The organism is Tahibacter aquaticus, assembly GCF_004363655.1.
Lineage (GTDB): Bacteria > Pseudomonadota > Gammaproteobacteria > Xanthomonadales > Rhodanobacteraceae > Tahibacter > Tahibacter aquaticus.
Genome location: NZ_SNZH01000017.1, coordinates 1 through 23,129, shown reverse-complemented (window position 1 = coordinate 23,129; position 23,129 = coordinate 1). Strand labels below are relative to the sequence as shown.

The 23,129-nt window shown below is 65.8% G+C and carries 19 protein-coding genes; 8 read left to right on the top strand and 11 right to left on the bottom strand.

Annotated features, from left to right (window positions below; genetic code table 11):
* Window position 1: 1 nt before the first annotated feature.
* Entirely contained in the window at window positions 2-1,225 is a 1,224-nt protein-coding gene (locus DFR29_RS22900) for a DUF4785 domain-containing protein (RefSeq protein WP_133820968.1), read from the top strand.
* A gap of 229 nt (window positions 1,226-1,454) precedes the next feature.
* Here the strand turns inward: DFR29_RS22900 and DFR29_RS22895 are convergent, their stop codons facing one another.
* The 3 genes from DFR29_RS22895 to kduI are packed head-to-tail and all read right to left on the bottom strand — an operon-like array spanning window position 1,455 to window position 4,185.
* On the bottom strand, window positions 1,455-2,570 hold the full coding sequence (locus tag DFR29_RS22895) for a cupin domain-containing protein (RefSeq protein ID WP_425598883.1): 1,116 nt from the start codon (window positions 2,568-2,570) through the stop codon (window positions 1,455-1,457).
* Window positions 2,571-3,329 (bottom strand): 2-dehydro-3-deoxy-D-gluconate 5-dehydrogenase KduD, encoded by a 759-nt coding sequence (gene kduD / locus DFR29_RS22890; RefSeq protein WP_133820967.1) that lies wholly within the window; start codon window positions 3,327-3,329, stop codon window positions 2,571-2,573. It lies immediately after the preceding gene.
* A gap of 7 nt (window positions 3,330-3,336) precedes the next feature.
* Window positions 3,337-4,185: a 5-dehydro-4-deoxy-D-glucuronate isomerase gene (gene kduI / locus DFR29_RS22885; protein WP_133820966.1), complete on the bottom strand. Its 849-nt coding sequence runs from the start codon at window positions 4,183-4,185 to the stop codon at window positions 3,337-3,339.
* Window positions 4,186-4,369: 184 nt separating this feature from the next.
* Here kduI and DFR29_RS22880 point away from each other — a divergent pair, with 184 nt between their 5' ends.
* A complete protein-coding gene (locus DFR29_RS22880) occupies window positions 4,370-6,676 on the top strand; it encodes an Orn/Lys/Arg family decarboxylase (RefSeq protein WP_133820965.1) in 2,307 nt (768 codons plus the stop codon).
* A gap of 22 nt (window positions 6,677-6,698) precedes the next feature.
* A complete protein-coding gene (locus DFR29_RS22875) occupies window positions 6,699-7,601 on the top strand; it encodes a cation diffusion facilitator family transporter (RefSeq protein WP_133820964.1) in 903 nt (300 codons plus the stop codon).
* 411 nt (window positions 7,602-8,012) lie between these two features.
* Here DFR29_RS22875 and DFR29_RS22870 read toward each other — a convergent pair whose 3' ends face one another.
* The 5 genes from DFR29_RS22870 to DFR29_RS22850 form a co-directional block, all read right to left on the bottom strand.
* A complete protein-coding gene (locus tag DFR29_RS22870; protein ID WP_243746156.1) occupies window positions 8,013-9,020 on the bottom strand; it encodes a LacI family DNA-binding transcriptional regulator in 1,008 nt (335 codons plus the stop codon).
* Window positions 9,021-9,133: 113 nt separating this feature from the next.
* Window positions 9,134-10,414, bottom strand: coding sequence for a TRAP transporter large permease (locus DFR29_RS22865; RefSeq protein WP_133820962.1), 1,281 nt, complete (start codon window positions 10,412-10,414; stop codon window positions 9,134-9,136).
* Window positions 10,414-10,908 (bottom strand): TRAP transporter small permease, encoded by a 495-nt coding sequence (locus DFR29_RS22860; protein ID WP_133820961.1) that lies wholly within the window; start codon window positions 10,906-10,908, stop codon window positions 10,414-10,416. The genes DFR29_RS22865 and DFR29_RS22860 overlap by 1 nt, the downstream gene beginning before the upstream one ends.
* A gap of 28 nt (window positions 10,909-10,936) precedes the next feature.
* Window positions 10,937-11,923, bottom strand: a complete 987-nt coding sequence (locus DFR29_RS22855) for a TRAP transporter substrate-binding protein (RefSeq protein ID WP_133820960.1) — start codon at window positions 11,921-11,923, stop codon at window positions 10,937-10,939.
* The gene (locus tag DFR29_RS22850; RefSeq protein ID WP_133820959.1) at window positions 11,920-12,741 is read right to left on the bottom strand and encodes a 2-keto-4-pentenoate hydratase; all 822 of its coding nucleotides are present in this window, start codon (window positions 12,739-12,741) and stop codon (window positions 11,920-11,922) included. The genes DFR29_RS22855 and DFR29_RS22850 overlap by 4 nt, the downstream gene beginning before the upstream one ends.
* Before the next feature lie 158 nt (window positions 12,742-12,899).
* On the opposite strand from DFR29_RS22850, the gene DFR29_RS22845 reads away from it, so the two are divergent.
* Window positions 12,900-14,258 carry a pectate lyase family protein gene (locus tag DFR29_RS22845; protein ID WP_208113687.1) on the top strand — a complete coding sequence of 453 codons (1,359 nt, stop codon included), beginning with the start codon at window positions 12,900-12,902 and terminating at the stop codon, window positions 14,256-14,258.
* Window positions 14,259-14,458: 200 nt separating this feature from the next.
* Here DFR29_RS22845 and DFR29_RS22840 read toward each other — a convergent pair whose 3' ends face one another.
* Together DFR29_RS22840 and DFR29_RS22835 are read right to left on the bottom strand one after the other, a co-directional pair.
* Entirely contained in the window at window positions 14,459-15,559 is a 1,101-nt protein-coding gene (locus tag DFR29_RS22840) for a pectinesterase family protein (protein ID WP_133820958.1), read from the bottom strand.
* 15 nt (window positions 15,560-15,574) lie between these two features.
* Window positions 15,575-18,421 (bottom strand): TonB-dependent receptor, encoded by a 2,847-nt coding sequence (locus tag DFR29_RS22835; RefSeq protein WP_243746153.1) that lies wholly within the window; start codon window positions 18,419-18,421, stop codon window positions 15,575-15,577.
* 378 nt (window positions 18,422-18,799) lie between these two features.
* Here DFR29_RS22835 and DFR29_RS22830 point away from each other — a divergent pair, with 378 nt between their 5' ends.
* From DFR29_RS22830 to DFR29_RS22820, 3 genes are all read left to right on the top strand, one after another.
* On the top strand, window positions 18,800-19,807 hold the full coding sequence (locus DFR29_RS22830; protein ID WP_133820957.1) for a sugar kinase: 1,008 nt from the start codon (window positions 18,800-18,802) through the stop codon (window positions 19,805-19,807).
* A 74-nt stretch (window positions 19,808-19,881) separates the two neighbouring features.
* A complete protein-coding gene (locus DFR29_RS22825; RefSeq protein WP_133820956.1) occupies window positions 19,882-20,559 on the top strand; it encodes a response regulator transcription factor in 678 nt (225 codons plus the stop codon).
* On the top strand, window positions 20,546-21,922 hold the full coding sequence (locus DFR29_RS22820; RefSeq protein ID WP_243746152.1) for a sensor histidine kinase: 1,377 nt from the start codon (window positions 20,546-20,548) through the stop codon (window positions 21,920-21,922). The genes DFR29_RS22825 and DFR29_RS22820 overlap by 14 nt, the downstream gene beginning before the upstream one ends.
* A 347-nt stretch (window positions 21,923-22,269) precedes the next feature.
* Here DFR29_RS22820 and DFR29_RS22815 read toward each other — a convergent pair whose 3' ends face one another.
* Window positions 22,270-22,593, bottom strand: coding sequence for a hypothetical protein (locus DFR29_RS22815; RefSeq protein WP_133820954.1), 324 nt, complete (start codon window positions 22,591-22,593; stop codon window positions 22,270-22,272).
* 126 nt (window positions 22,594-22,719) lie between these two features.
* Between DFR29_RS22815 and DFR29_RS22810 the strand changes: the two genes are divergently transcribed.
* Window positions 22,720-23,129, top strand: a 410-nt coding sequence (locus DFR29_RS22810; RefSeq protein ID WP_133820953.1) for a hypothetical protein, incomplete at its 3' end; no start/stop codon positions are given.

Genomic DNA, 23,129 nt, shown 5'->3' with positions numbered 1-23,129 from the left:
CATGTCGAACCTGAAATCTGCGGCACTGGCCGCCTGCATCACCCTGGGCCTCGTCTCTCTGGCCCAGGCCGCCGATCTGCGTCTGGCCGCGGCCGGCAGCAACGACCAGGTCGTCACGCGCCTGGCAACGGCTGACCTGTCCAAGCTCAGCGCCACGCTGGACCGCGTGCCGGTGCGCACCTCCTGGGCACTGGATCCGGCCGAAGCGCTGGCCGACCGCCCGGTACCGTTCGTGCAGCAAAGCCGCGAATACTGGCTCAATGCCGACGAGGCGCAATTGCGCAGAGGTGTGTCGCTGCCGACCACGGCTACTGCCGCGCTGATCCGCATTTCTCCCCATAGCAACAATTCCACCGCGCTGAGCATCGACGACGTGCAGTTGCGCAGCAACGGCCAGCAGTTCGACGGCCGCGCCGCCACCCAGAGCGTGGCCGAGACCGCCGCGCTGCGCGCCGCCGGTATGGACGTGGCCGAAGGCACGGTCGTGGTCAAGCTCGCCCCGGCCGTGGGCAAGGGCCGCATCGAGCTGGCCGCGCCGGCGGCCAAGGGTAATTACCTGATCCACGTGTTCGAGCCGACCAGCAGCCAGGTGCTACGCCTGGGCGCGACGCGCGATACCGTACTCGGCGGCAGTACTGTGCAGATCGTGGCCCATCTCGACGGCGCGCGCGCGGCCAGTGCCAAGGGCATCCTGACCGCGCCCGACGGCCACACGCAGAGCTTCGACCTGAGCCCGCAGCGCGACGGCAGCTGGCAGGCGGACGTGACGCCGGATGCGGCCCATGCCAACGGTCCGGGACTGTGGGAAGTGCATGCATTCGCCAGCGGCAGCGCGGATGGCGTTGCCGTATTGCGCGATGCCAAGACGGCGATTGCCGTAGCCGTGCCGACCGCGCGCCTGAGCGGCACGGTCACGCCGGAACGCCTTCGCGGCGGTGCGCTTAGCCTCGGCGTCGGCGTGGAAGTGGCCAGCGCCAGCCGTTATCAGCTGTCCGGGGTGCTGTATGGCACGGCTGCCGACGGTACGCGCAAACCGGCCGCCTATGCGCAGTCGGCGGCGTGGGTCGAAGCAGGCAGGGACAGCCTGGTGCTGGAATTCGATGCGCAGGCATTGAATGGCGCGGGCTTGAAGGCGCCGTACGAGTTGCGCGATCTGCGCCTGGGCAATCAGGCCACGTTGAGCACGATAGAACGGCGCGAGCGCGCGGTGGCGGAAATTCGCTGAAGCTATGCCGGCATTCGCAGGGTGCGATGAGCAAAGCGAATTGCACCGTCGAGGTGCCAGCGAATTCCTGCGCCGCAAAACGCCGAGGTAAGTCAAAAGCCGCGAACCAAGCCCTTCCCTTCAATCAAGGGGAGGGCTTCAGGCACGCTTCGGGTTCACTGCTGCCGATTCCTTCACGCGGCCATGCGCAACCTTACGACCCTGCAGCCAAAACGTCTGCAGTGAATCGCTAGCCACTGCCCTTGCGGTAACCAATCAGGATCACCAGCGCTTCCTCGCCGGTCTGGTAGATCGCATGACTGCTGCCGATGCGCGTCAGCAAGGCATCGCCCGGCCCGACCTCGTGCAAGACACCGTCGAGCACGTAGCGCCCACGCCCGCTCAGCACGTAGTAGACCTCGTCCTTGTCGTGCCGGTGCAGGCCGATGCCTGCGCCCGCCGGCAGGATGCGCTTGCGCAGCACCATGTCCAGATCGGCCACATCGTCGAAGAAGGCATCGGCTTCGGAACTGCCGCCACCGCCGTGCGGTGAGGCTTGCCTGCGGCGATAGTCGCCGGCCCGGGCAACGCGGGACGACGCATTTGCCGCCTCGTTCCAGTCCGGCTGGCCGCAATCGGTATCGCGCCGCAGCCGTGTCGCGGCCAGCAGCTGTTGCTGCACCAGCCCCTTCAGCACCAGGCAGGCCACGGCTGCCGCGCCGCGCTGGTGAAAATGCGTGTTGTCCTTCAATCCCTGTGCGGGCAGGTGCAGATAGAAATCGCGCGAGGCGTCTTCGCCCAGGCCGGCCAGCCAGCGCAAGCTGGCCAGGTTCAGATCGACCAGGGCCACGCCCTGACGCCGCGCCAGCGCCCGCACCGCCTCGGCATAGGGGCCGTGCAGGTCTACCGGCCGGCCGTCGACGAAATGCCGCCGCGCCACCGGCGTCAGCAGCACGGGCACGGCACCGCTTCGCCGCGCAAGTTCCACATAGTGCATAAGCCACATGGGGAATTCGGACTGCGGCGCGTTGTAGCGGGCCGGATCGTCGAATTTCTCGTCGTTGTGACCGAACTGGATCAGCAGCAGGTCGCCGGTGCGCAGGTCGGCAGCCACGTCGTAGATCCAGCCTTGCTGGATAAAGCTGCGCGAACTGCGCCCGCTCTGCGCGCGGTTGCGCACGTCGACAGCGGCGTCGAGATAGCCCGGCAGTTCCTGGCCCCAGCCACGCCGCGGCCAGCGCGAGGCATCGTATTCGCTCGCGGTGGAATCGCCAGCGATGACCAGGCGCAGCGGCGGCGGCAGGCGCTGCTGCGCTGTCGCCGTGGCGGCGAGCAATCCCAGCAGCAGTGCCGCGATCCGCCGCACTCAGCGCGCCAGCCAGCCACCGTCCACCGGCAGCACGGCGCCGTGAACATAGTCCGACGCGCGCGAGGCAAGGAATACCGCCGCACCGCCCAGGTCGGAGGGCTCGCCCCAGCGCGCCGCCGGTATGCGCGCGAGGATGTCGCGGTTGCGCTGCTCGTCGTTGCGCAGGGCTGTGGTATTGCTGGTGGCGAAGTAACCCGGCGCGATCGCGTTGACGTTGATGCCCTGGCTGGCCCATTCATTGGCCAGCAGGCGCGTGACGCCAAGCAATCCACTTTTACTGGCAGTATACGAAGCCACACGGATACCGCCCTGGAACGACAGCATCGAGACGATGTTGACGATCTTGCCGCCGCGCCCCGCAGCGATGCAGTGACGTGCAAACGCCTGCGCCAGGAAGAAGGCCGTCTTCAGGTTCACGCCCATTACGGCGTCCCAGTCGTCCTCGCTGAAATCCAGCGCCGCATTGCGCCGGATGGTGCCGGCGTTGTTGACCAGAATGTCCGGCGGCCCGAGCTGCGCGGCCACCTTGTCGATCGTCGCGGCGAGGCCGTTGCTGCGGTCGAGATCGGCCTCTATCCAGCACAGGCGGCGCCCCAGCGCCTCGACCTGCTGTGCCGTCGCATCCGGTGCCGAACGCCCCAGCGCCGCAATGTCGGCACCGGCGGCGGCCAGGGCCAGGGCGATGCCCTGCCCCAGGCCGGTATTCGCGCCGGTGACGACGGCGACGCGGCCACTCAGATCGAAGGGATGGCTCATGCGTGCCTCACTTGAGCTGGCAGATGTCGAGCACGGCCATATCGGTGTAGTCGAGGTTTTCCCCGCCCATGGCCCAGATAAAACCGTAATTCGCCGTGCCCGAACCCATATGGATGGACCAGGGCGGCGATACCACCGCCTCGTGGTTGGCGACGACGAGATGCCGCGCCGCGTCGGGCTCGCCCATGAAATGGAAGACGCGGTCGTTCGCGCCCAGGTCGAAGTAGAAATACACCTCGCTGCGGCGATCGTGCAGATGCGGCGGCATGGTGTTCCAGACCGAACCGGTATTGAGCAGGGTGAGGCCCAGCAGCAGCTGGCATGACTTGCACGTCGCCGGCACGATGTACTGGTAGATGGTGCGTTCGTTCGAGGTCGCCAGCGCGCCGCGCTGCAGCGGCACGGCGCTGTCGATGGAAATATGCACAATGTCGTAGCGCACATGCGCCGGCGTCGACGCCAGGTAGAACAGCGCCGGTGCGGCGGCATCGACCGATTCGAACGATACCTCGCTGCAGCCCATGGGCAGGTACAGGGCGTCGCGCGGCTTCAGCTCGAAGGTCTGACCGTCGACATGGATGCGGCCCGTGCCCGTGCCCACGTTGACCGCGCCGAGTTCGCGCCGCTGCAGGAACGGCTGGCCGGCCGCCGAGGCGGGTTCGGTCTGCGCCGGCAGCGCAATCGCCTTGCTCAGCGGCGCGGCGCCGCCGATCACGAAGCGCTCGTAGTGGGTGTAGTTCAGCACCACTTCGTCGGCGACGAACAGGTTGGGCAGCAGGAAGCGTTCGCGCAGCTGCTCGTTGCTGACGCCTTGCATCGAGTCCGGGTGGCAGGCGTGATAGGTCTTGCGATACATGGGTTAAGGCCCTCTGGCGGCGGTCGGCCGCGCTGCTGGTGTCGACGTGGCGCCGATAGTAGCCCGTTTTCGTGCATTTGGTAACCGGTGTCATGGACTCGCGGAAATGCTCGCCCACAGTTCCGCGCGCAAACGCTAAGCTATTGAACGACAATCGCTTATCTCGCGCTTTACAGGGTATGCCATGTATTTCAATTCGCTCGACTACCCCATCGTCATCATCGATGCCGACTACGACTCGCCGCGCATCGCCGGCATCCTGATCCGCGCCCTGGCCGAGGAAATCCGCCAGCACGGCCAGCGCGTGCTCAGCGGCCTGACCATGGACGATGCCGAAGCCGGCGCCCGCACCTACAACGCCGCTTCGGCCGTGCTGATCTCCATCGACGGCAGCGAAGACAGCGCCCATCAGTTCGAGCGCCTGCACACCTTCCTGCAGACCCAGCTGGTGCTGCATGAAGACCTGCCGATCTTCCTCTACGGCGAACGGCGCACCGTGGAGCAGATCCCGACCAAGCTGCTGAGCATGGTGCATGGATTCACCTTCCTGTTCGAAGACACCAAGAGTTTCATCGCGCGCCAGGTGCTACGCGCCGCCGACGAGTACATGAACAACCTGCTGCCGCCGTTCTTCAAGGCACTGATCACGCATGCGGCACAGTCCAACTATTCCTGGCATTCGCCCGGCCATGGCGGCGGGGTGGCCTTTACCAAATCGGCGGTCGGCCGCGCACTGCACCAGTTCTTCGGCGAAAACACCTTGCGCAGCGACCTGTCCGTATCGGTGCCGGAGCTGGGCTCGCTGCTCGACCACACCGGCCCGGTCAAGGCAGCGGAAACCGAAGCGGCACACAACTTCGGCGCCGACCACACATTCTTCGTCACCAACGGCACCTCGACGGCGAACAAGATCATCTGGCACGGCACGGTGGCACGCGGCGACGTGGTCTTCGTCGACCGCAACTGCCACAAATCGCTGCTGCATGCGCTGATCATGACCGGCGCGATACCGGTGTACTTCCGTCCCAGCCGCAATGCCCACGGCATCATCGGGCCGATCAGCCTGGACCAGTTCTCGCCCAAGGCCATGGCCAAGGCGATCGCCGCGCATCCGCTGGCGAGCAAGGCCGCCAAGAGCGGCAAGAGCGGCAAGAGCGTGCGGCCACGCATCGCCGTGGTGACCAATTCCACCTACGACGGCCTGTGCTACAACGCGGAAAAAATCGCCGAGGACATCGGCAGCGGCGTCGACTACCTGCATTTCGACGAAGCCTGGTACGCCTATGCGGCCTTTCACGAGCTGTACGAAGACCACTACGCCATGGCCAAGGGCAAGCCGCGCGACCAGGACGCCATCCTGTTCGCCACGCATTCCACGCACAAGATGCTGGCCGCGTTCTCGCAGGCCTCGATGATCCACGTGCGCAACAGCCGCACGCGCGCACTGGACGTGGACCGCTTCAACGAAGCCTACATGATGCACACCTCCACTTCGCCACATTATGGCCTTATCGCCTCCTGCGACATCGCCTCGCGCATGATGGAAGGCCGTGCCGGGCGCAGCCTGGTCGAACAGATGCACAACGAGGCCATCGCCTTCCGCCGCGCCATGCTGCATGTGGGCGGCGAGCTGGAAAAGAACGACTGGTGGTTCCAGGTATGGCAACCCGACGCGCTGCGTGCGCGTTTCGACGAAGGCGAGCGCGCCGCCCTGCCCGTGTCGACCCGGCAGAACGACTGGAAACTCGCCCCCAAGGCGGCCTGGCACGGCTTCGGCGACCTGCCCAGGGACTACGTGCTGATCGACCCGATCAAGGTCACCTTGCTCACGCCGGGCCTGTCCATGGACGGCAAGACCGCCCGGCACGGCATTCCCGCCTGCGTCGTCAGCCGTTTCCTCTGGGGCCGCGGCATCACGGTGGAGAAGACCAACCTGTATTCGTTCCTGGTGCTGTTCTCGATGGGCATCACCAAGGGCAAATGGAGCACCCTGACCACCGAACTGCTCGCGTTCAAGGCGCTGTACGACGCCAACGCGCCGCTGTCGCAGGCGCTGCCGTCGCTGATCGCGGAATTTCCACAAAGTTACATCGGCATGGGCCTGCGCGACCTGTGCAGCGCCCTGCATGCCTTCAACAACGAGCACAAGGTCGCCTCGGTCATGCGCGAGATGTACGTCGACCTGCCCGAACCGGCGATGATCCCCGCCGACGCCTACGACCGCCTGGTACGCGGCGACGTCGAGCGCGTCGAGATCGATGCGCTGCAAGGCCGCATCGCCGCGACCATGCTGGTGCCCTACCCGCCCGGCATCCCGACCATCATGCCCGGCGAACGCTTTGGCAGGCAGGACTCGGCCATTCTCGAATCCCTGCGCATCGCCCGCGCGCAGAACTACCGTTTTCCCGGCTTCGAATCGGATATCCACGGCCTGATCGCGGAAAAGAGCGATGCGGGGACGCGCTATCTTGTCGAAGTGCTGAAGCACTAGCGACAGCCGCTGCGGAGCCGCCATGGATACCTCGCAAGAACAGATTCAACTGCGCCTGTCCATCGTTGCGACCCTGGTCGTCGGTGCCACCTGCGTGGCCGTCGGCCTGATCCTGCAATCCCAGGCCATCGCCTTCGATGGCTTCTATTCGCTGATCGACGTCGTGCTGACCACGGCGGCACTCGCCGTGTCGCGCCTGATCGCCAGCGAAGGCAGCCGGCGCTTCCAGTTCGGCTACTGGCACCTGGAACCCCTGGTCGTTGTCTTCAACGCCGCCGTGATGGCGATGACCTGCGCCTATGCCGCCGTCACCGCGCTGCAAGACCTGCTCGGCGGCGGCCATGAACTCGCCTTCGGCATCGGCGCGGCCTGGGCCGCCCTGGTCGGCGTGTTCAGCCTGGGCATGGCGGCGTACATGCGGCACAAGGCACGCCAGCAGCAATCGGCCTTGCTGGTTCTGGACGCGCGCGGCTGGCTGATCGGCGGCTGCATCAACTTCGCCGTGCTGCTCGGCTTTGCCGTCGCCGCTCTGATCGCCGACAGCCAGTGGCAGCCCTGGACGCGCTTTATCGATTCCACTGTCCTGTTGCTGCTTACGCTCAGCCTGCTGCCCTTGCCGTTGAGCAGCTTGTGGCGCGCCTTGCGCGAAGTGCTGCAACTCGCACCCGATGCACTGGATACCAAAGTACATGCGGTAATGAACGAGATCGTCGCGGCGCGAGGCTACCTCGACTTCCGCAGCTACGTCGCCAAAGTCGGCCGCATGCGTTTCATCGATATCAGCATCCTGCTGCCGGCCAATGCCGTGCTGGGACAGATGGCCGACGTCGATGCGGCGCGCGCAGAGATTGCGACACGCCTGGGCAGCGACATCCGTGCCGAGTGGCTGACCATCGTGTTTACAGCCAAGCGCGAGTGGCTTTGAAGCGTTCGGCCCGCGCGTAACTCGCAGGGCGCGATGAGCGCAGCGAATTGCGCCGTCTGATGCGGATATATGTCGGTGACGTGGCGATGCGCCGGAAGTGGAAATTCCTTCGGGGCGCATTCCCTGGTGTTGCGATACGTCGATGTTGCGATACGTCGATGTTGGGATTCGCCGTTGGCTGCAACCACAGCATCCGGGATGTCCTGGGAGAATCCGCCGCCAGGCGCACAAACAACATCTGCCAACGGCGGAATCCTTCCCCAAAAACCCGATGGCAAAGCACAACACAGCACCGCCCCTCACCCCAACCCTCTCCCCCGAGAGCTGTCGGGGGAGAGGGAGCAAATCAAATTCCACCACCGCGCAAACCACCCATAACGCACCGCAACTCAACGCAAAATAGTCAAAAACTCAAACCGGCGACTGACAGGACTCCCTCACCACCAGATGCGGCGCAATCAACGGCACACTCCGCGCCTCCCCATCCGCCGCAATCAGCATGGCCGCCGCAAACGACCCCATGTCGCGGATCGGCAGACGCACCGAACTCAGCGAAGGCCATAGCCGTGCCGCCAGCGGACTGTCGTCGAAGCCGACCACGGACAGTTGCTCGGGAATCGACAGGCCCATGCGGAAGGCCGCTTTGTATACACCGGCCGCCATCTCGTCGTTAAGGGTGAAGATCGCCGTCGGCCGCGGCTCCAGCGCCAGCAGTTTCTCGGCGCAGGCGACGCCGGATTCAAAGGTATAGCCGCCTTCGACGACATGCGTCGCCGGCAGTTCCAGCCCACGCTTGGCCAGCGCCTGCAGGAAACCCGCGCCGCGCTCGCGCGTGGACAGATAGCGCTGCGGGCCGGTGATCAGACCGATATGCCGGTGCCCCAGCGACTCCAGATAATTGGCGACTTCGACCGCGCCCTGGCGGTCGTTGGTTGCGATCATGCGTGCCGGCTCGTCCAGCGACACCGCTGCAATGCGCGCATAGCGGCAACCGACCTGCTGCAGCATTTCCACCAGCGCGCTGTCTTCGGACACGCGCGGCACCAGGATCACGCCGTGCAGGCGCTGCTGCAGCACGAAATGGCGCACGCCATCGATGTAGTCGTCGCTCTTGCTGTCGCAGGGGTGGACGACCAGCTCGAAGCCGGAACCGCGCAGGCTGTCCAGCGCGCCTTCCTGCATGTTGACGATGTATTGCGCGTTCGGGTTGTCGTAGACCATGCCGATCAGGAACGACTTGCGGAACGCCAGTCCGCGCGCCATCGGGTCGGGCACGTAGCCCACTTCGCGGATCAGCGCCTCGATCTTCTCGCGCGTCTCCTGCTGCACCAGCGGCGAGCGGTTGATCACGCGCGACACGGTTTTCTTGGACACGCCGGCCAGGCGCGCAATGTCGTTGATGGTGCCGCCGCCGTTCATGGTCGGCGGCGAGTCAGACGGGTTCACGTCGCGGGAGCGTCGGGTCATGCGGTTCCATCCAGGTAGCGCCGGCAATTCTAGCCGCTAGCCGTCCATGCGCGTACGCAAATGCTTCACTTCAGCACCCGCGGCAGCCACAGCGACAGCTCGGGCACGAAGGCAACGATCATCAACACCGCCAGTGCAGCCAGGTAGAACGGCCAGATCGTGCGCAGCGCCTCGCCGATGGTGATCTTGCCGATGGCGGTGCCGACGAACAGCACCGAGCCTATGGGCGGGGTGATCAGGCCTATGCCGCCCTTGAGGATGAGAATCACGCCGAAATGGATGGGGTCTACGCCGATGGACTTGGCCACCGGCAGGAAGATCGGCGTGCAGATGATGATCAGCGGCGCCAGGTCCATGAAGGTGCCCAACAGCAGCAGGATCACGATCATCAGCAGCAACAGCAGCTGCGGGCTGGCATCCAGGCCGCGCAGCAGGTCGACGGCGGCCGCGGGCACCTGCAGATAGGCCAGCAGCCAGCCGAAGCAGGCGGCCGAGGCGATCACGAACAGGATCATGCCGGTGGTGCGTGCCGCATGGCGCAAGGTCAGCACGAAATCGGCGATGGACACCTGGCGGTACAGCAAGGTGGTCACCAGCAAGGCATAGCAGACCGCGATCGCCGCGCTTTCCACCGCGGTGAAGATACCGGCACGGATGCCGACGAAGATCAGCGCCACCAGCAGCAGGCCCGGCAGCGCCGCGATGAAACGGCGAAAAACCGCGGAAAAACCCGGAAACGCCTCGACCGCGTAGCCGCGCCGGCGCGCGATGATCCAGGCGGTCATCATCACCGTCAGGGTCAGCAGCAGGGCCGGTATCACGCCGGCGGCGAACAGGTCGGCAATGGAAAGCCCTCCGCCCGCAGCAGCCGAGTACAGAATGAGATTGTGCGAAGGCGGCACCAGCAGCGCGACCAGGGCGGCGGTCATGGTCACGTTGACGGCGAAATCGCGATCGAAGCCGCGCTGCACCATCTGCGGGATCATCGCGCCGCCGATGGCCGATACATCGGCGATGGCCGAGCCGGAAACGCCGCCGAAAAACAGCGAAGACAGCACGCTGACCTGGCCAAGACCGCCGCGCAGATGGCCGACCAGGGAACTGGCCAGGGCAATCAACCGATCGGAAATACCGCCGCGCAGCATGATTTCGCCGGCAAAGATGAACAGCGGTATCGCGATCAGCGAGGCCGCGCTGGCGCCGGAAGCAGTCTGCTGCACCAGCACGATCGCCGGCATGCCGACAAACAGCAAGGTCATCAGCGACGAGCCGAGCAAGGCGAACGCCACCGGCACGCCGGCCAGCAGCAGCACCAGGAAACTCACGAACAGCAGGGTCGCGGCCATCAGCGCGGCTCCACCGCGGCAGCCGGGCTCGCGCGCAATTGCAGCAGCGCAAACAGGCAGATCAGCGCACCGCCCAGGCTCAGCGGTGCAAACAGGATGCCCTGGGGCAGCACCGTGCCGGCCATGCGCACAGGCCAGCCGTCCAGCAGCAGCTGCGCACCGCCCACCGCCAGCACGCCGCCCAGTCCGGCACTGACCAGGCTGGCAAAGATTTCCAGGCCGCGCCGCAACGCCGGCGGCGCCAGGTGCACCAGCAGCGGAAAACCGAAATGGGCGCGCTGCTGTACCGCCGCCGCCGCGCCGAGGCACATGGCGGTGTTCAGCAGCAGCAGGGCCAGCGGTTCGGTCCAGCCGGGTGAATCGTTCAGCACATAGCGCGCGACGACCTGCCAGGCCTGTACCGCGGTCAGCGCGACCAGGGCGGCGCCGGCAATGCCCAGGGCCAGGCGCGACAGCTGCGCCGCCAGGCCGGTTTCGGATTGGGTGGACTGCATCGTTCCTCCGGTTCGTGGCGACGGCGGCTCAGGCGAGCGCGCGTATGCCCGTATAGAATTTTTCCACCTGTTCATCTTTTCTGTAGTGCGCCAGCACCGGTGCGGCGGCGCTGGCGAAAGCCTCGCGGTCGACTTCGTTCGCCGTGACGCCATGCGCCAGCACGTAATCGCGTGCGTCGGCTTCAGATTTGTCCCACAGCGAACGCATGTACGGCACCGAGCGGCGCGCGATGTCGAACAGGCGCTCGCGATCGTCCGGGCGCAGCAATTCCAGGCGCCGGCGCGACAGCAGCAGCGCCTCGGGCGACCAGGAGTGGCGGCTGTACGACCAGTAGCGCGCCGCCTCGAACTGGCGCGTGGTGTGGAAGCTTTGCCAGTTGTTTTCGGCACCGTCGATCAGATGCGTCTGCAGCGCCGAATACACTTCGCCATAGGGCAGCGGCGTCGGGTTGGCGCCCAGGGCACGCACCAGGCTCATGAAGATGTCCGACGGCGGCACGCGGATCTTCAGGCCGTGCAGATCCTGCGGCGACACGATGGGACGCTTGGTGTTGTAAAAGCAGCGCGCACCGGAATCGTAGAAGGCCAGGCCGACCAGATCGCGCTGGCCGAACGCGGCGAGGACTTCCGCGCCGACCTCGCCGTCCAGTGCGCGGCGCAGATGGGCGGTGTCGTCGAACACATTCGGCAGGCAGAGAATGCGCGTGGCCGGAAACGGGTTGTTCAGCGCGGCCATGTTGACCCGCGCAATATCGATCGCGCCGAAGCGCGCCAGGTCGATCAGGTCGGATTCGCGGCCGAGCTGGCCCGAGTGATACAGGCGCAGGCCGACGCGGCCCTCGGTTTCTTTTTCCAGTTGTTCGCCGATCCAGCGCAACGCTTCCACGGTCGGGTAGCCGCGCACATGGACGTCGGTCGCGGCCAGCTCCAGGCGCGCCGGCACCGGCGCCTGCGCCAGTGCCCCGCCGGCCAGCACCAGCCCGGCGCCGGCAATGAATTGACGCCGGGAAATCACGACACGGCTCCGGCAACCACGGCGCGGCAGCGGATACGCCCCTGCGCGCCGAAATCGACCACACTGTGCTGGCCGCTGCGAATATCGTGGATACCCGTGGCCGCACCGGTGGTGATCAGCGTGCCGGCGGCGAGAAAACGCCCGCAACGGCCATTGCGCGACAAGGCGAAGGCCAGCGCCGCCAGCGGTCCGCCGGCCAGGCTGGCCGCGCCGCCGCGGCCCTGCAGGCGGCCGTCTATCCAGGTACTGCAGGCCAGTCCTTCCATCGCCACCTCGTGCCAGTTTGCTATCGCCGGTCCCAGCAACAGGCCGGCATTGTTGCCGCAGTCGGCCACCACCGCGAGGGGCCCGATCTCGTTGATCTGCGCCAGCGGGCTGCCGGCCAGTTCCACTCCGACATGCAGTGCCGCCACCGTCGCCGCGGCCTGTTCGGGCGTCCATTCGCGCGACTGCGGCACCACGTCGACGCCCAGGCGGAACACGTATTCGGCCTCGACCGCGGCAAAGCCGCCGGCAATGACGGCAAATTCCAGTTCTTCACCTTGGAACAGCTGTACGCGGTCGGCGAAGATGGGTCCGACCAGGCGCGGATCGCCGCCGTGGTCGCGCCGCTCCGGGGCGATATAGCCCACCTTCCAGCCTGCTACCGGCCTGGGCCAGCGCCGTATCGCCGCATCCTGGCAGACATAGGCGGCTTCCAGGTCGGCCGGCAAAGGCCCGGGGAACGCGGCCAGCGCCTGTGCCGACAGCCGCGCCGTGATCAGGGTGGCGGCGATGGATTCCGCCGGATTTTCGCCGCCGCGCAGCGGATTGGACATGCCGGACCTCAATGACTGGGAAAACCCCGTTTTTCCTGCGCCGATGCGCTGCACCGGGCCTGTGGGCTGTATAAAGGAAACCGGTGTCATTTACAATCCGGACTCGCCTGTCCGGCCCACTTCGCGTTCAATCGGCACACTATTCGGAGGTTTATTTCGTGACCCGGCTATCGCCAACCGCCCTGCTGCCGCGCCTGCGGCAAACCCTGGCCCTGAGCGCACTGGGCCTGTTCCTCGCCAGCGCCGCGACAGCCGCTGCCGAACAGGCAGCCCCGCTCGCCTTTCCCGGTGCCCAGGGCTGGGCTGCCCATACCCCCGGCGGCCGCGGCGGCAAGCTGATCAAGGTAACCACGCTCAAGGCCAGCGGCCCGGGTTCGCTGGCCGAGGCGCTGAACACGCCGGGTCCGCGCGTCGTCGTGTTCGAGGTGGGCGGCACCATCGATCTCAACCGCAGCGAAATCAATATCCGCGAACCCTTCCTGACGGTAGCCGGCCAGACCGCGCCTTCGCCCGGCATCACCCTGATCCGCGGCGGCATCGATATTTCCACCCATGACGTAGTGCTGCGGCATATCCGCATCCGCCCCGGCGAGGCCGGCGTGCAAAAAGGTGGACATTGGGATGTCGATGCCTTGTCCACCCTGACCGGCGCGCACGACGTCATCGTCGACCACTGCAGCCTGACCTGGGCTACCGACGAAAACCTGTCCGCTTCCGGCGCGCGCTTCATCGGTGCCGGGCCGGACGACTGGTGCAAGGCGGTGTCGCACCGCATCACCTTCAGCAACAACCTCATCGCCGAAGGCCTGGCCAACGCCAGCCATGCCAAGGGCGAACACTCCAAGGGTTCGCTGATCCACGACAACGTCAGCGACATTTTGATCATCGGCAACCTGTACGCACACAACTACGAACGCAGCGCCTTGTTCAAGGGTGGCGCACGCGGCCTGATGGTGAACAACCTGATCTACAACCCCGGCCCGCGCGCCGTGCACTACAACCTGATCCAGGAGGAATGGGGCAGCCATGCGCGCCAGACCGGCCAGCTCGGCCTGATCGGCAACGTGCTGCGGGCCGGGCCGTCGACGCCGCAGGACGTGGCCTTGTTCATGCTCGGCGGCTCCGGCGATCTCGACCTGTACCTGCACGACAATATCGCGGTCGACCGTCTCGGCCGGCCGCTGCCGGAGCTGGGCCGCTACACCACCACACCGGCGCGCTGGAACCTGCAGAAAAAAGCCGCGCCCCTGCCCCATGGCGTCACGCCGATCGCCGCCAGCGCGGTACAGGACGCAGTATTGGAAGACGTCGGTGCACGGCCCTGGGATCGCGACCCCATCGATGCGCGCATCGTGGCCGATACCGTCGAAGGCCGCGGCAAGATCATCGACAGCGAGACCGAAGTCGGCGGCTATCCGGGCGAAAACGCCAGCTATCGCGCGTTCGACGAAAGCGAGTGGGATATGGATACCTTGCTGCCGCGCAAGGGCTGGCCGGAAAAGCGGCGGCCAAAGTAAGGCCCTGCCTGTTGTGCAGGGTGCGATGAGCGCGGCGAATTGCAGCGTCGGTGGGCAATCTGCTGCGGCAATTCCCGTCTGCCTCGCCGCGCCATTCGCGTTGCTCATCGCGCCCTACGGTTCGTATCCTCGTCGGGTGCGATGAGCGCAGCGAATTGCACCGTCGCGGTCTTCGCCTGGCAACGATGCCGGACAATGCCTCAGCGAAACGGCTGATACCGCCGCAACCTTCGCGCCGTATCCGCCTCTATGCGCGGCCGTGATTCGGCCTGTATCGCGCCAGGTCCCCGGCTGTCGGCTTCGCCCAGGCGCGCCTGCGCCGGCTCGAACATCACGCGGCTGCCGTCCCGGGCGCTGTAGGCCATCGCGTCCCAGCCCTGCGCATCGATATGCGCATCCATCCAGCAATCGATGAACGCCGAACTGCCCTGCACGGCGGGGTCGCCGTAACGGCCGTCGGCGAACTGCCGCGTCGGCCGCCACGGCCGTCCCAGTGCGACGCTGGCATCGGCCACGCCGGCTTCGCGTACCAGGTTGCAGCGACGCAGCAGCAGGCCTACCGCCTGCCCGGCCCGCGTCGACGGCGCGGTGAGATAGCCCTGGCGCGGTTTGCCCGGCCGGTGCCGCGAGACAATCTCGCAATCGTCCAGCACGCACTCGCCGGCACCGAAGATAAAATCCACACTGCCGCGAATGCGACAACGCCGCAGCCAGCTGCGGCCGGCTTCGGCGAACACGGTGTCCTGGTGGCCGTCGATGTCGCAGTCTTCCAGCAATACCCGGTCGGAACCGGCATCCAGCATCAGCGCCACCGCCTGTGCACCGTTGGCGCCTGTGCTTTGCAGTACCGGATGAGCGAGATGGCCGAGATAGTCGAAACGGTTTTCGATGGTCAGCGAACGTGCGCGGAAGCCCGCTGCGCGCACGATCACGCTGGCGCAGCCCCAGGTGCCCCAGGGCTCGCCGTCGTCGCGCATATGCCCTGCCGCACGATCCGATCCAATGCGGCACTGAGTGCGATGCGCGCCGAACAGATGGATGTTCGGCCGCTCGATCACCAGTTTCTCGTCCCAGACTCCGGCATCGATGCCGATGCGGAACGGGCGCGTACCGCTGGCCGGCGCCGCGGCGATCGCCGCGGCAATGCTGTCGAAGGCCGGCGCGTCGGTACTGCCGTGCGTACGCGTCACCCGTGCATCCAGCGTTGGCGCGGGACGGCGCAGGCTGCAGCCGGGCAAGCTCAGCCCGGCCAGCGACGCTTCGATCAGGAAGCGCCGCCGGGCCAGACCGCCCTGTTTCATCGGTGCATTCACGCGTCAGTTGCGCAGGCGCACGCCGATGAAGAACTCGCGCCCGGTGTGGTCGTAGACCGAGGAACGATCGCCTGTGGCATCCACCCACTGGTCGTTGAACTCATCGGTCAGGTTGACGGCCTCCACGGTGAATTCCACATGGTCGTTCAATTTGTACGTTGCCATGAAATCCACATTGGTCGTTCCCTTGGTACCTTCGATGTTGTTGTTGTTGCGTCCCGGCACGGTGGTGAGATAGCCGTTGCGGAATGCCGTGGACACGCGTGCGGTAAACGCGTCTTTCTCGAAGTACAAGGTCGCGTTGTAGGCGTTCTTGGAAAGGCCGGTCAGGTCGGTCTTGAGCGAGGACGCGCCGGTTGAGGTGACGTACTGGATCTTCGACTCCACGTAGGTGTAGTTGACGATGGCGCCGAAGTGGCTCCAGAAACCCGGCAGGAAGGTGAAAGGCTGCTGGTAGGACAGCTCGACACCGCGCAGCTTGCCGCCCGGCGTGTTGGTCGGAATGTTGAACTGGAAGTCGTCCGTGGGCGATGCGCCGGTGCCTTCGAGCAGGCTGGCTGGCAGGCCCGAAGTATTGAACGGACGGATTTCCCGCGAGGTCTGCACGAAGGAATCGATGTCCTTGTAGAAGAACGCCGCGCCCAGCACCGATTCCGGCGCGAAATACCATTCCAGGCCCAGGTCGAACGTCTTGGCCCGGAACGGATCGAGGTAAGGATCGCCGCCGGTAACGACGCGGTTGCCGCCGCTGACGCTGACGCTGACGCCCGGCGTGAGATTGCCCAGGCCCGGCCGCGACACCACTTTTGCCGCGCCCAGGCGCAGCAGCAGGTCGTCGCTGAGATCCCAGGCCAGGTTGAACGAGGGCAAGGTGTCGGAGTATTCGCGCTCTACCGTGGTCAGGGTCGGACGGCTGTTGATGATGGCGAAGCCAGTCGATTCCTGTTCGGTACGCACATAGCGCACGCCGAAATTGCCGCGCAGCGGAATGCCAAAGGTGGAAGTCTGGAAATCGCCCTGCACCCAGCCGCCGCGGTCGCGTTCTTTCACGTCGCGGTTGTTGCCGATGGCGCCCGAGGCCGACGGCGACAGGCTGAAGGTGCCCTGCCCGCCGTAGATGTTGAACAGCTCGGCGAAGCGGTCGAGATCGGGAATCAGGAAGGTATTCGGCGTGCCGGCCGGCTGGCCTAGGTTGTTGCCGAACACCAGCAGCCGCGTCAGATCGGACAGCGAAGTACCGGCCGGTAGATTGGGCACGCTCACTTCGGAAGCGCGGCGCGATTCGGTAGTGGCGAATTTGTACGCCTTGAAATCCAGGCCGCCCTTCAGGCTGAAGTTCGAGCCCACGTCCCAGTCGAAATTGAGCTGCTGGTTGGTGAACAGGTTGGCCGTCGTGTTCGGCCGCAGGCGGATTTCCGACAGGCCGTTGGCGAAGTTCCAGTTGCCCGGATCGCGTACGTCGAAGCCGTAGTCGATCAGCGGCAGGCGGTCATTGCCGCGGTAGTCCCAGGAGTAGCCGTCGGTATTGGCCCGGTCCAGGGTGATGGTGGTCTGGATCGGGTTGTCGAAGTACGAGCGCGAATGCCCGACCAGGGCGTTCATGCGGAAGCTGTCGCTGAACTCGTGGTCGATATTGAGGTTGGTCTGCTTGAACGTGGTCGCCAGTTCGTCGTAGCGCGATTCCGCACGCACATCGACATCGTCGAATACGCCGTAGACGAGATTCCCGCGCGCATCGATGGAACCGTCGCGCACGATGGTCTGGGGTTTGCCGGCGGCGCCGCTGCGGCTGAAGGAAATCGCTTCGAGAAAGTTCTCGCTGCGCTTGGCATCGAAGTCGGCGTAGAGCATGTCCAGCGACAGCAAGGTGCGGTCGCTGGCCTGCCATTGCAGCGCACCGGTCATGCCCAGGCGTTCCTGCTCGTGCTGCAGCACGCCGTAGCGCGGAATGCGCGGATGGAATACCCCGGCGCCGTTGGCCTGGATGAACGGCGATGCGGCATTGAAGCCGCCGCTGCTCGGGCCGTTGTCCCAGCGCACGCTGGAGGCGCCTTCCTGCACCAGTTCGCGGTCGCTGTAGGCGATGGAGAACAGCGCACCGAAGCGGCCGTCGAAGAAGGTATTGCTGACCAGGGCCGAGGCGCGCGGATTGGTTTCCTTGGACAGGTCGTTGTAGCCGGCCTGGGTGGAGCCGACCAGGGTGAAGCGGTCGAAATCGAACGGCCGCGGCGTATGCAGATCGACGGTCGCACCGAGCGAACCTTCCTGCACCTCGGCCGATGCGGTCTTGTGCACTTCAATACGATTGAACAGTTCCGAGGCGAATACGTTGAAATCGAAGCCGCGGCCGCGGTTGTTGCCGCCGGAGGAATCGGTACCGCCCGTTGTGGACAGCCCTTCCATGCCGTTGATGCGCACGCGGGTGAAGTCCGGCCCCAGGCCGCGCACCGAGATCTGCCGGCCTTCGCCCGCATCGCGGGCGATGGAAATGCCCGGTATGCGCTGCAGTGATTCGGCCAGGTTCAGATCGGGAAACTTGCCGATGTCCTCGGCCATGATCACGTCGGTCTGGGTAGTGAATTCGCGCTTGGCTTCCAGCGCCTGCACCAGGCTTTGCCGGTAAGTCACCACGATCTCGCCCAGCTTCTCGGTGCTCGCCTTATCGGCGGCAGGCGCCTGCGCCTCGGCACCGGCATCGGCGGTTTCTGCCGTCGCCGCCGCGGCGTCTGCATCTGGCTGCGCCGGTTCCACGGCGAGCAGACGTAACGGCAAGCCGTACAAGGAAATCAGAATTGCGCCCGACAGCGTTGTCAGCAGCGGACGACCGTTGCGGCTAATGCGCTTCCCCACGTCTACACCCTCCTGTAGCGGCCCTGGGCGACCGCAGTGCGGTCGCAGTAATTTTGCATGACACCGGTAGCAATTTGAGATAGTTATGCGCAATGACACCGGTGGACAAGGAGCCTAGCAAACACCGCAGCGCAGCAACAAGAGTAGGCAAATGCGGCGAAACAAGGTCGGCTACCAGGCGCCGGCGGCACCTGCCACCGCCTCGAAAATTCATAATAAATTCGTTGTAAAACATAATGATAGGAAATTTTTTGGAAAGAAGCGGCAACATCTGTCCACTCGTGCGCAAGGGGACAATGCAGCGCAACAAAGCCCGTTTTACCCGACGCAACCGTACGCTCCACCTTCACTACACTGCTTCCATCCAGCGAGGAATTCATGTCCAACCGCATTCTCTGTTTCGGCGAACTGTTGCTGCGCCTGGCCAGCCCCGGGCGCGAACTGCTGCTGCAGTCGCCGCGGCTGGACGTGCACATCGGCGGCGCCGAGGCCAACGTCGCGATCGCCCTCGCCCACTTCGGTCATGCGGTCGGCATGATCGGCAGCGTCGCCGACAATAGCCTGGGCCGCGCCGCCATCGCCGAGCTGCGCCGCCAGGGCGTCGACGCGCGTGCCGTGACAGTCCGCCCCGGCCGCATGGGACTGTATTTCCTCGAGACCGGCGCCCTGCAGCGCCCCAGCGAAGTGCTGTACGACCGCGCCGATTCCGCGTTCGCGCGCACGCCGGCCGCAGCCTATGACTGGCCCGTGCTGCTGCGGGGCGCGCAATTGCTGCACCTGTCCGGTGTTACGCCGGCATTGGGCCAGGCCTGTGCCGATACGGCAATCGCGGCCGCGCGCGCTGCGCGTGCGCTTGGCCTGCAGGTGGTATTCGACGGCAACTTCCGCGCCAAGCTGTGGCAGGCCTGGCAGAGCGATGCAGCGTCCATCCTGCGCGAGCTGCTGGCCTGTGCCGATACGCTGTTCGCCGACCATCGCGATATCAGCGTGGTGCTGGGCCGCGAATTTGCCGGCGCCGAGGCCGACCGCGCCGCAGCCGCTGCCGCATTCGATACTTTTCCACACGTGCGCAATATCGTCAGCACGCGGCGCCTGCAGCACAGCGTCGACCGGCACGATCTGGCGGCGCAGTGGTTCACGCGCCGCGGCGAAATCCAGCTGCCGGCCCAGCGCCTGGACGGCATTGTCGACCGCATCGGCGGCGGCGACGCCTTTGCCGCCGGCGTGCTGCATGGCCTGCAGCACGGTTGGGACGACGAACAGAGCCTGCGCTTCGGCCTCGCCGCCGCCTGCCTCAAGCATTCCCTGCCCGGCGATTTCCTCGCCCTGGACGAGGCCCGCGTGCGCAGCCTGATGGACGAGGCGCGTTTCGACGTAAGGCGGTAGTCGACCGGCCGAATTGCGCCGCGCCGCCCGGCAGGGGAACATAGCCCACCGCCAAGCGCTGTCACTGCCTGCCCATGCCTCGCGTGCTCACCATCGAAGACGACGTCGTCACCGCGCGGGAAATCGTCGCCGAGCTGACGCGTCGCGGCCTGGTCGTGGACTGGGCCGAGGATGGCAGCAGCGGACTGGAGCGCGCCCGCGACGGCGGCTACGACGCCATTACGCTGGACCGCATGCTGCCCGGCCTCGACGGCCTCAGCCTGGTCACCCGCCTGCGCGAATGCGGCGTGCAGACGCCGGTACTGATGATCAGCGCGCTGTCGGACGTGGACGAACGCGTACGCGGACTGCGCGCCGGCGGCGACGATTACCTGACCAAGCCGTTCAGTCCGGACGAGATGGCAGCCCGGGTGGAAGTGCTGCTGCGCCGCCATGGCACTGCGGCGCGGGAAACCCAGCTGCGCGTGGCCGACCTGGAACTCGACCTGATCGGCCGCATCGCGCGCCGCGCCGGTGCCGAGCTGGAACTGCTGCCGACCGAGTTCCGCCTGCTTGAGTTCCTGGTGCGCCAGTCGGGCCAGGTCGTCACCCGTACCATGATTTTCGAAGCTGTCTGGGGCTACCACTTCGACCCCGGTACCAATGTGATCGAAGTGCATATCGGCCGCCTGCGCCGCAAGATCGACCTGCCCGGCATGCCGGCGTTGATCCGCACGGTACGCGGCTCGGGGTATCTGCTTGAAGCTGATTGATCTGTGGCGCGCCAGCACGACGCGCCTGCTGCTGGTCTACGGCGGCCTGTTCGCGCTGTGGTGCGTTGCCCTGGTCGGCGTGATCCAGTGGGACACCACGCGCTATCTGTCCAACGTGGTCGACGTGAAACTGGACAATATCTCGCGCTATTTCCAGACCATCGACCGCTCGCGCCTGCCCGAGGCACTGGCCGCGACCCAGGCGCTGGACCTGCGCGACGTACTTTCCCATGGCGTGTTCGACGCTCAGCACAATCTGCTGTCGGGCAACCTGGCACGCATACCCGACGAGCTGCCGCTGGACGGCAAGGTACACCTGCTCACCCAGGGCGTGCAGCGCGTCGAAGGCCATCATGCGGTGCGCGCACGCGGCATCGCCGTACACCTGACCAGCGGCGAACTGCTGGTATTCGCCCGCGATACCAGCGTGGTCGATGCGGTCGGCGCCATCATCCAGCGCGCCATGTTCTGGGGCCTGCCGCTGATCGTGATTCCCGGGCTGATCGGCGCGCTGCTGCTGAGCCGCCACCCGCTGCGCCGGGTACGCGCGATCGAGACCGCGGTACAGCCGATCATGCGCGGCGACCTGCGCCAGCGCCTGCCGGTGTCGCATCGCCGCGACGAGCTGGACCTGCTCGCCGGCATCGTCAATACCATGCTGGCGGAGATCGAGCGCCTGATGGGCGAGGTCAAGGGCGTCTGCGACAACATCGCCCACGATCTGCGCACGCCACTGACGCGCCTGCGCACCCAGTTGCACCGGCTGCAGCACGAAACCGGCCAGGACGATCCGCGCGCGGCCCTGATCGAACGCACCATCGCCGATGCCGACGCGCTGCTTGACCGCTTCCGCGCCCTGCTGCGCATTTCCGAGCTGGAAGACATGCACCGGCGCGCGGGCTTCGACCAGGTCGACCTGCTGGCCACGCTGCGCCATGTGCGCGAAATCTACGCACCGCTGGCCGAAGACAAGCAGATCGCATTCAGCCTGGATACGCCGGGCCAGCTGCCGGCGATACACGGCGATCCGCACCTGGTGTTCGAAGCCATATCCAATCTTGTAGACAACGCAATAAAGTTCACACCACCACAAGGCAGCGTGCGCGTACGCACCAGCCTGGACGCCGGCGGCGGGCCGCGCATCGACGTGATCGACAACGGCCCCGGCATCCGGCCCTGCGACCGCAGTGCGGTCGTGCAGCGCTTCTATCGCGGTGCCAGCGAACTGCAGGAAGCTGGCCAGGGCCTGGGACTGGCCATCGTCGCGGCGATCGTACGTCTGCACAGTTTCCGCCTGGAAATCGGCGAATGCAGCGGCGGCGGCGCCAAAGTGTCGATGCTGTGCTGGGCCAGCGTCGAATAGCGGGAGATTCGTCCGCGGCAGCGCAACAATGGCAGGCGGCACAGCGACCTCGTTGCGCTGGGGATTTTCCGCGGATGCCGATGAGCGCAGCGAACTGCGCCGCAGCGCGAGCCGGCGACGCAGCGGATTCGCGCAAGGCGCCAGTGGCATTCGCGGCAACCCGGTTGCCACGCGCGCTGGCATCGACACAACACGCATGCGTATTCGCCAGTGTTCTGCGGCAGCGACCATACATGCCTGCACGGACAAATCCCGCGGCAGCACCGGGCCAGCGGAAAGCATGTGGGGCATTTTCTCCACTGCCAGTGTGACCGCGTACCGGTTTCAGCGGCCTAATTAGAAATTCTTCAGATTTCTTTTAGCGCAATATGCCGCATTTTCTTCGATGCTTTGACTGCTGCACGGATGCGCACAACAACAACGTTGAACCGTTGGCACAAATTCAACAGTTGTTGCGACCACACTGCGACGATTGCACGGCATACGGACCCGCTCCACTTTCCCGCTTCTGCCACCACCGGCAGTCGCGCAGAGTGCAGCAGCCACACACGCTGTCGCAGCAGGTCTAGGTCAGGGACAGGCACCAGCGGCAACCGGGCGACAGGGGCCCGACCTTCACCCAGCCCACGCCAGTCCAGCGGGACAGCGCGGCGTATTGCCTGAATTTCCATTGCGCCATTCGCCCTGATGCACTGCGGCGACGCACGGCAGCGCCTGCTCCTCAGGCCTGCTGCGCCGCAGCAACAACGTCAGCCGACATGGACACGCGGCATTCATCAGCAAGGGAGACACCCCACATGCGTACAGCACTTTTTCTTTGTATAGGTCTTGCCCTTTCGCTTTCCACCCAGGCCGCCGAAGAGCGCTGCCTGGTGTCCTTCGACGCCGCGCAGCAGGATGTCTGCAGCAGCAAGGTGTCGGTCGCCCATCCCAGCCTGGAGCCGCTGGCCAAGGCCGAAGAGTTCAAGAACTCCACGCTGCGCCTGGTCAAGTTCGACGGCCCCATCGACGAGGGCCGCCGCGCCGCGATTCAAAGCCGCGGCGGACACATCCTCGGCTATGCGCCGGAATACGCCTACATCGTGCGCATGCCGGCCGGGCTGGACGCCAGCATGCGCATGATCCGCGGCGTGGTCTGGTCGGGTCCGTTCCTGCCGGCCTTCAAGGTGGACGTGAACATCGCCAACGAACTGCAGTTCGGCAATAT

Bases quoted from the DNA above. Each gene is read 5' to 3' on its own strand.
- kduI (WP_133820966.1), bottom strand. From the start codon at position 4,185: ATGTATCGCAAGACCTATCACGCCTGCCACCCGGACTCGATGCAAGGC.
- DFR29_RS22830 (WP_133820957.1), top strand. From the start codon at position 18,800: ATGTCCAACCGCATTCTCTGTTTCGGCGAACTGTTGCTGCGCCTGGCC.
- DFR29_RS22825 (WP_133820956.1), top strand. From the start codon at position 19,882: ATGCCTCGCGTGCTCACCATCGAAGACGACGTCGTCACCGCGCGGGAA.
- DFR29_RS22880 (WP_133820965.1), top strand. From the start codon at position 4,370: ATGTATTTCAATTCGCTCGACTACCCCATCGTCATCATCGATGCCGAC.
- DFR29_RS22850 (WP_133820959.1), bottom strand. From the start codon at position 12,741: ATGTCCAATCCGCTGCGCGGCGGCGAAAATCCGGCGGAATCCATCGCC.
- DFR29_RS22870 (WP_243746156.1), bottom strand. From the start codon at position 9,020: ATGAACGGCGGCGGCACCATCAACGACATTGCGCGCCTGGCCGGCGTG.
- DFR29_RS22875 (WP_133820964.1), top strand. From the start codon at position 6,699: ATGGATACCTCGCAAGAACAGATTCAACTGCGCCTGTCCATCGTTGCG.
- DFR29_RS22900 (WP_133820968.1), top strand. From the start codon at position 2: ATGTCGAACCTGAAATCTGCGGCACTGGCCGCCTGCATCACCCTGGGC.
- kduD (WP_133820967.1), bottom strand. From the start codon at position 3,329: ATGAGCCATCCCTTCGATCTGAGTGGCCGCGTCGCCGTCGTCACCGGC.
- DFR29_RS22865 (WP_133820962.1), bottom strand. From the start codon at position 10,414: ATGGCCGCGACCCTGCTGTTCGTGAGTTTCCTGGTGCTGCTGCTGGCC.
- DFR29_RS22815 (WP_133820954.1), bottom strand. From the start codon at position 22,593: ATGGAAATTCAGGCAATACGCCGCGCTGTCCCGCTGGACTGGCGTGGG.
- DFR29_RS22860 (WP_133820961.1), bottom strand. From the start codon at position 10,908: ATGCAGTCCACCCAATCCGAAACCGGCCTGGCGGCGCAGCTGTCGCGC.
- DFR29_RS22840 (WP_133820958.1), bottom strand. From the start codon at position 15,559: ATGAAACAGGGCGGTCTGGCCCGGCGGCGCTTCCTGATCGAAGCGTCG.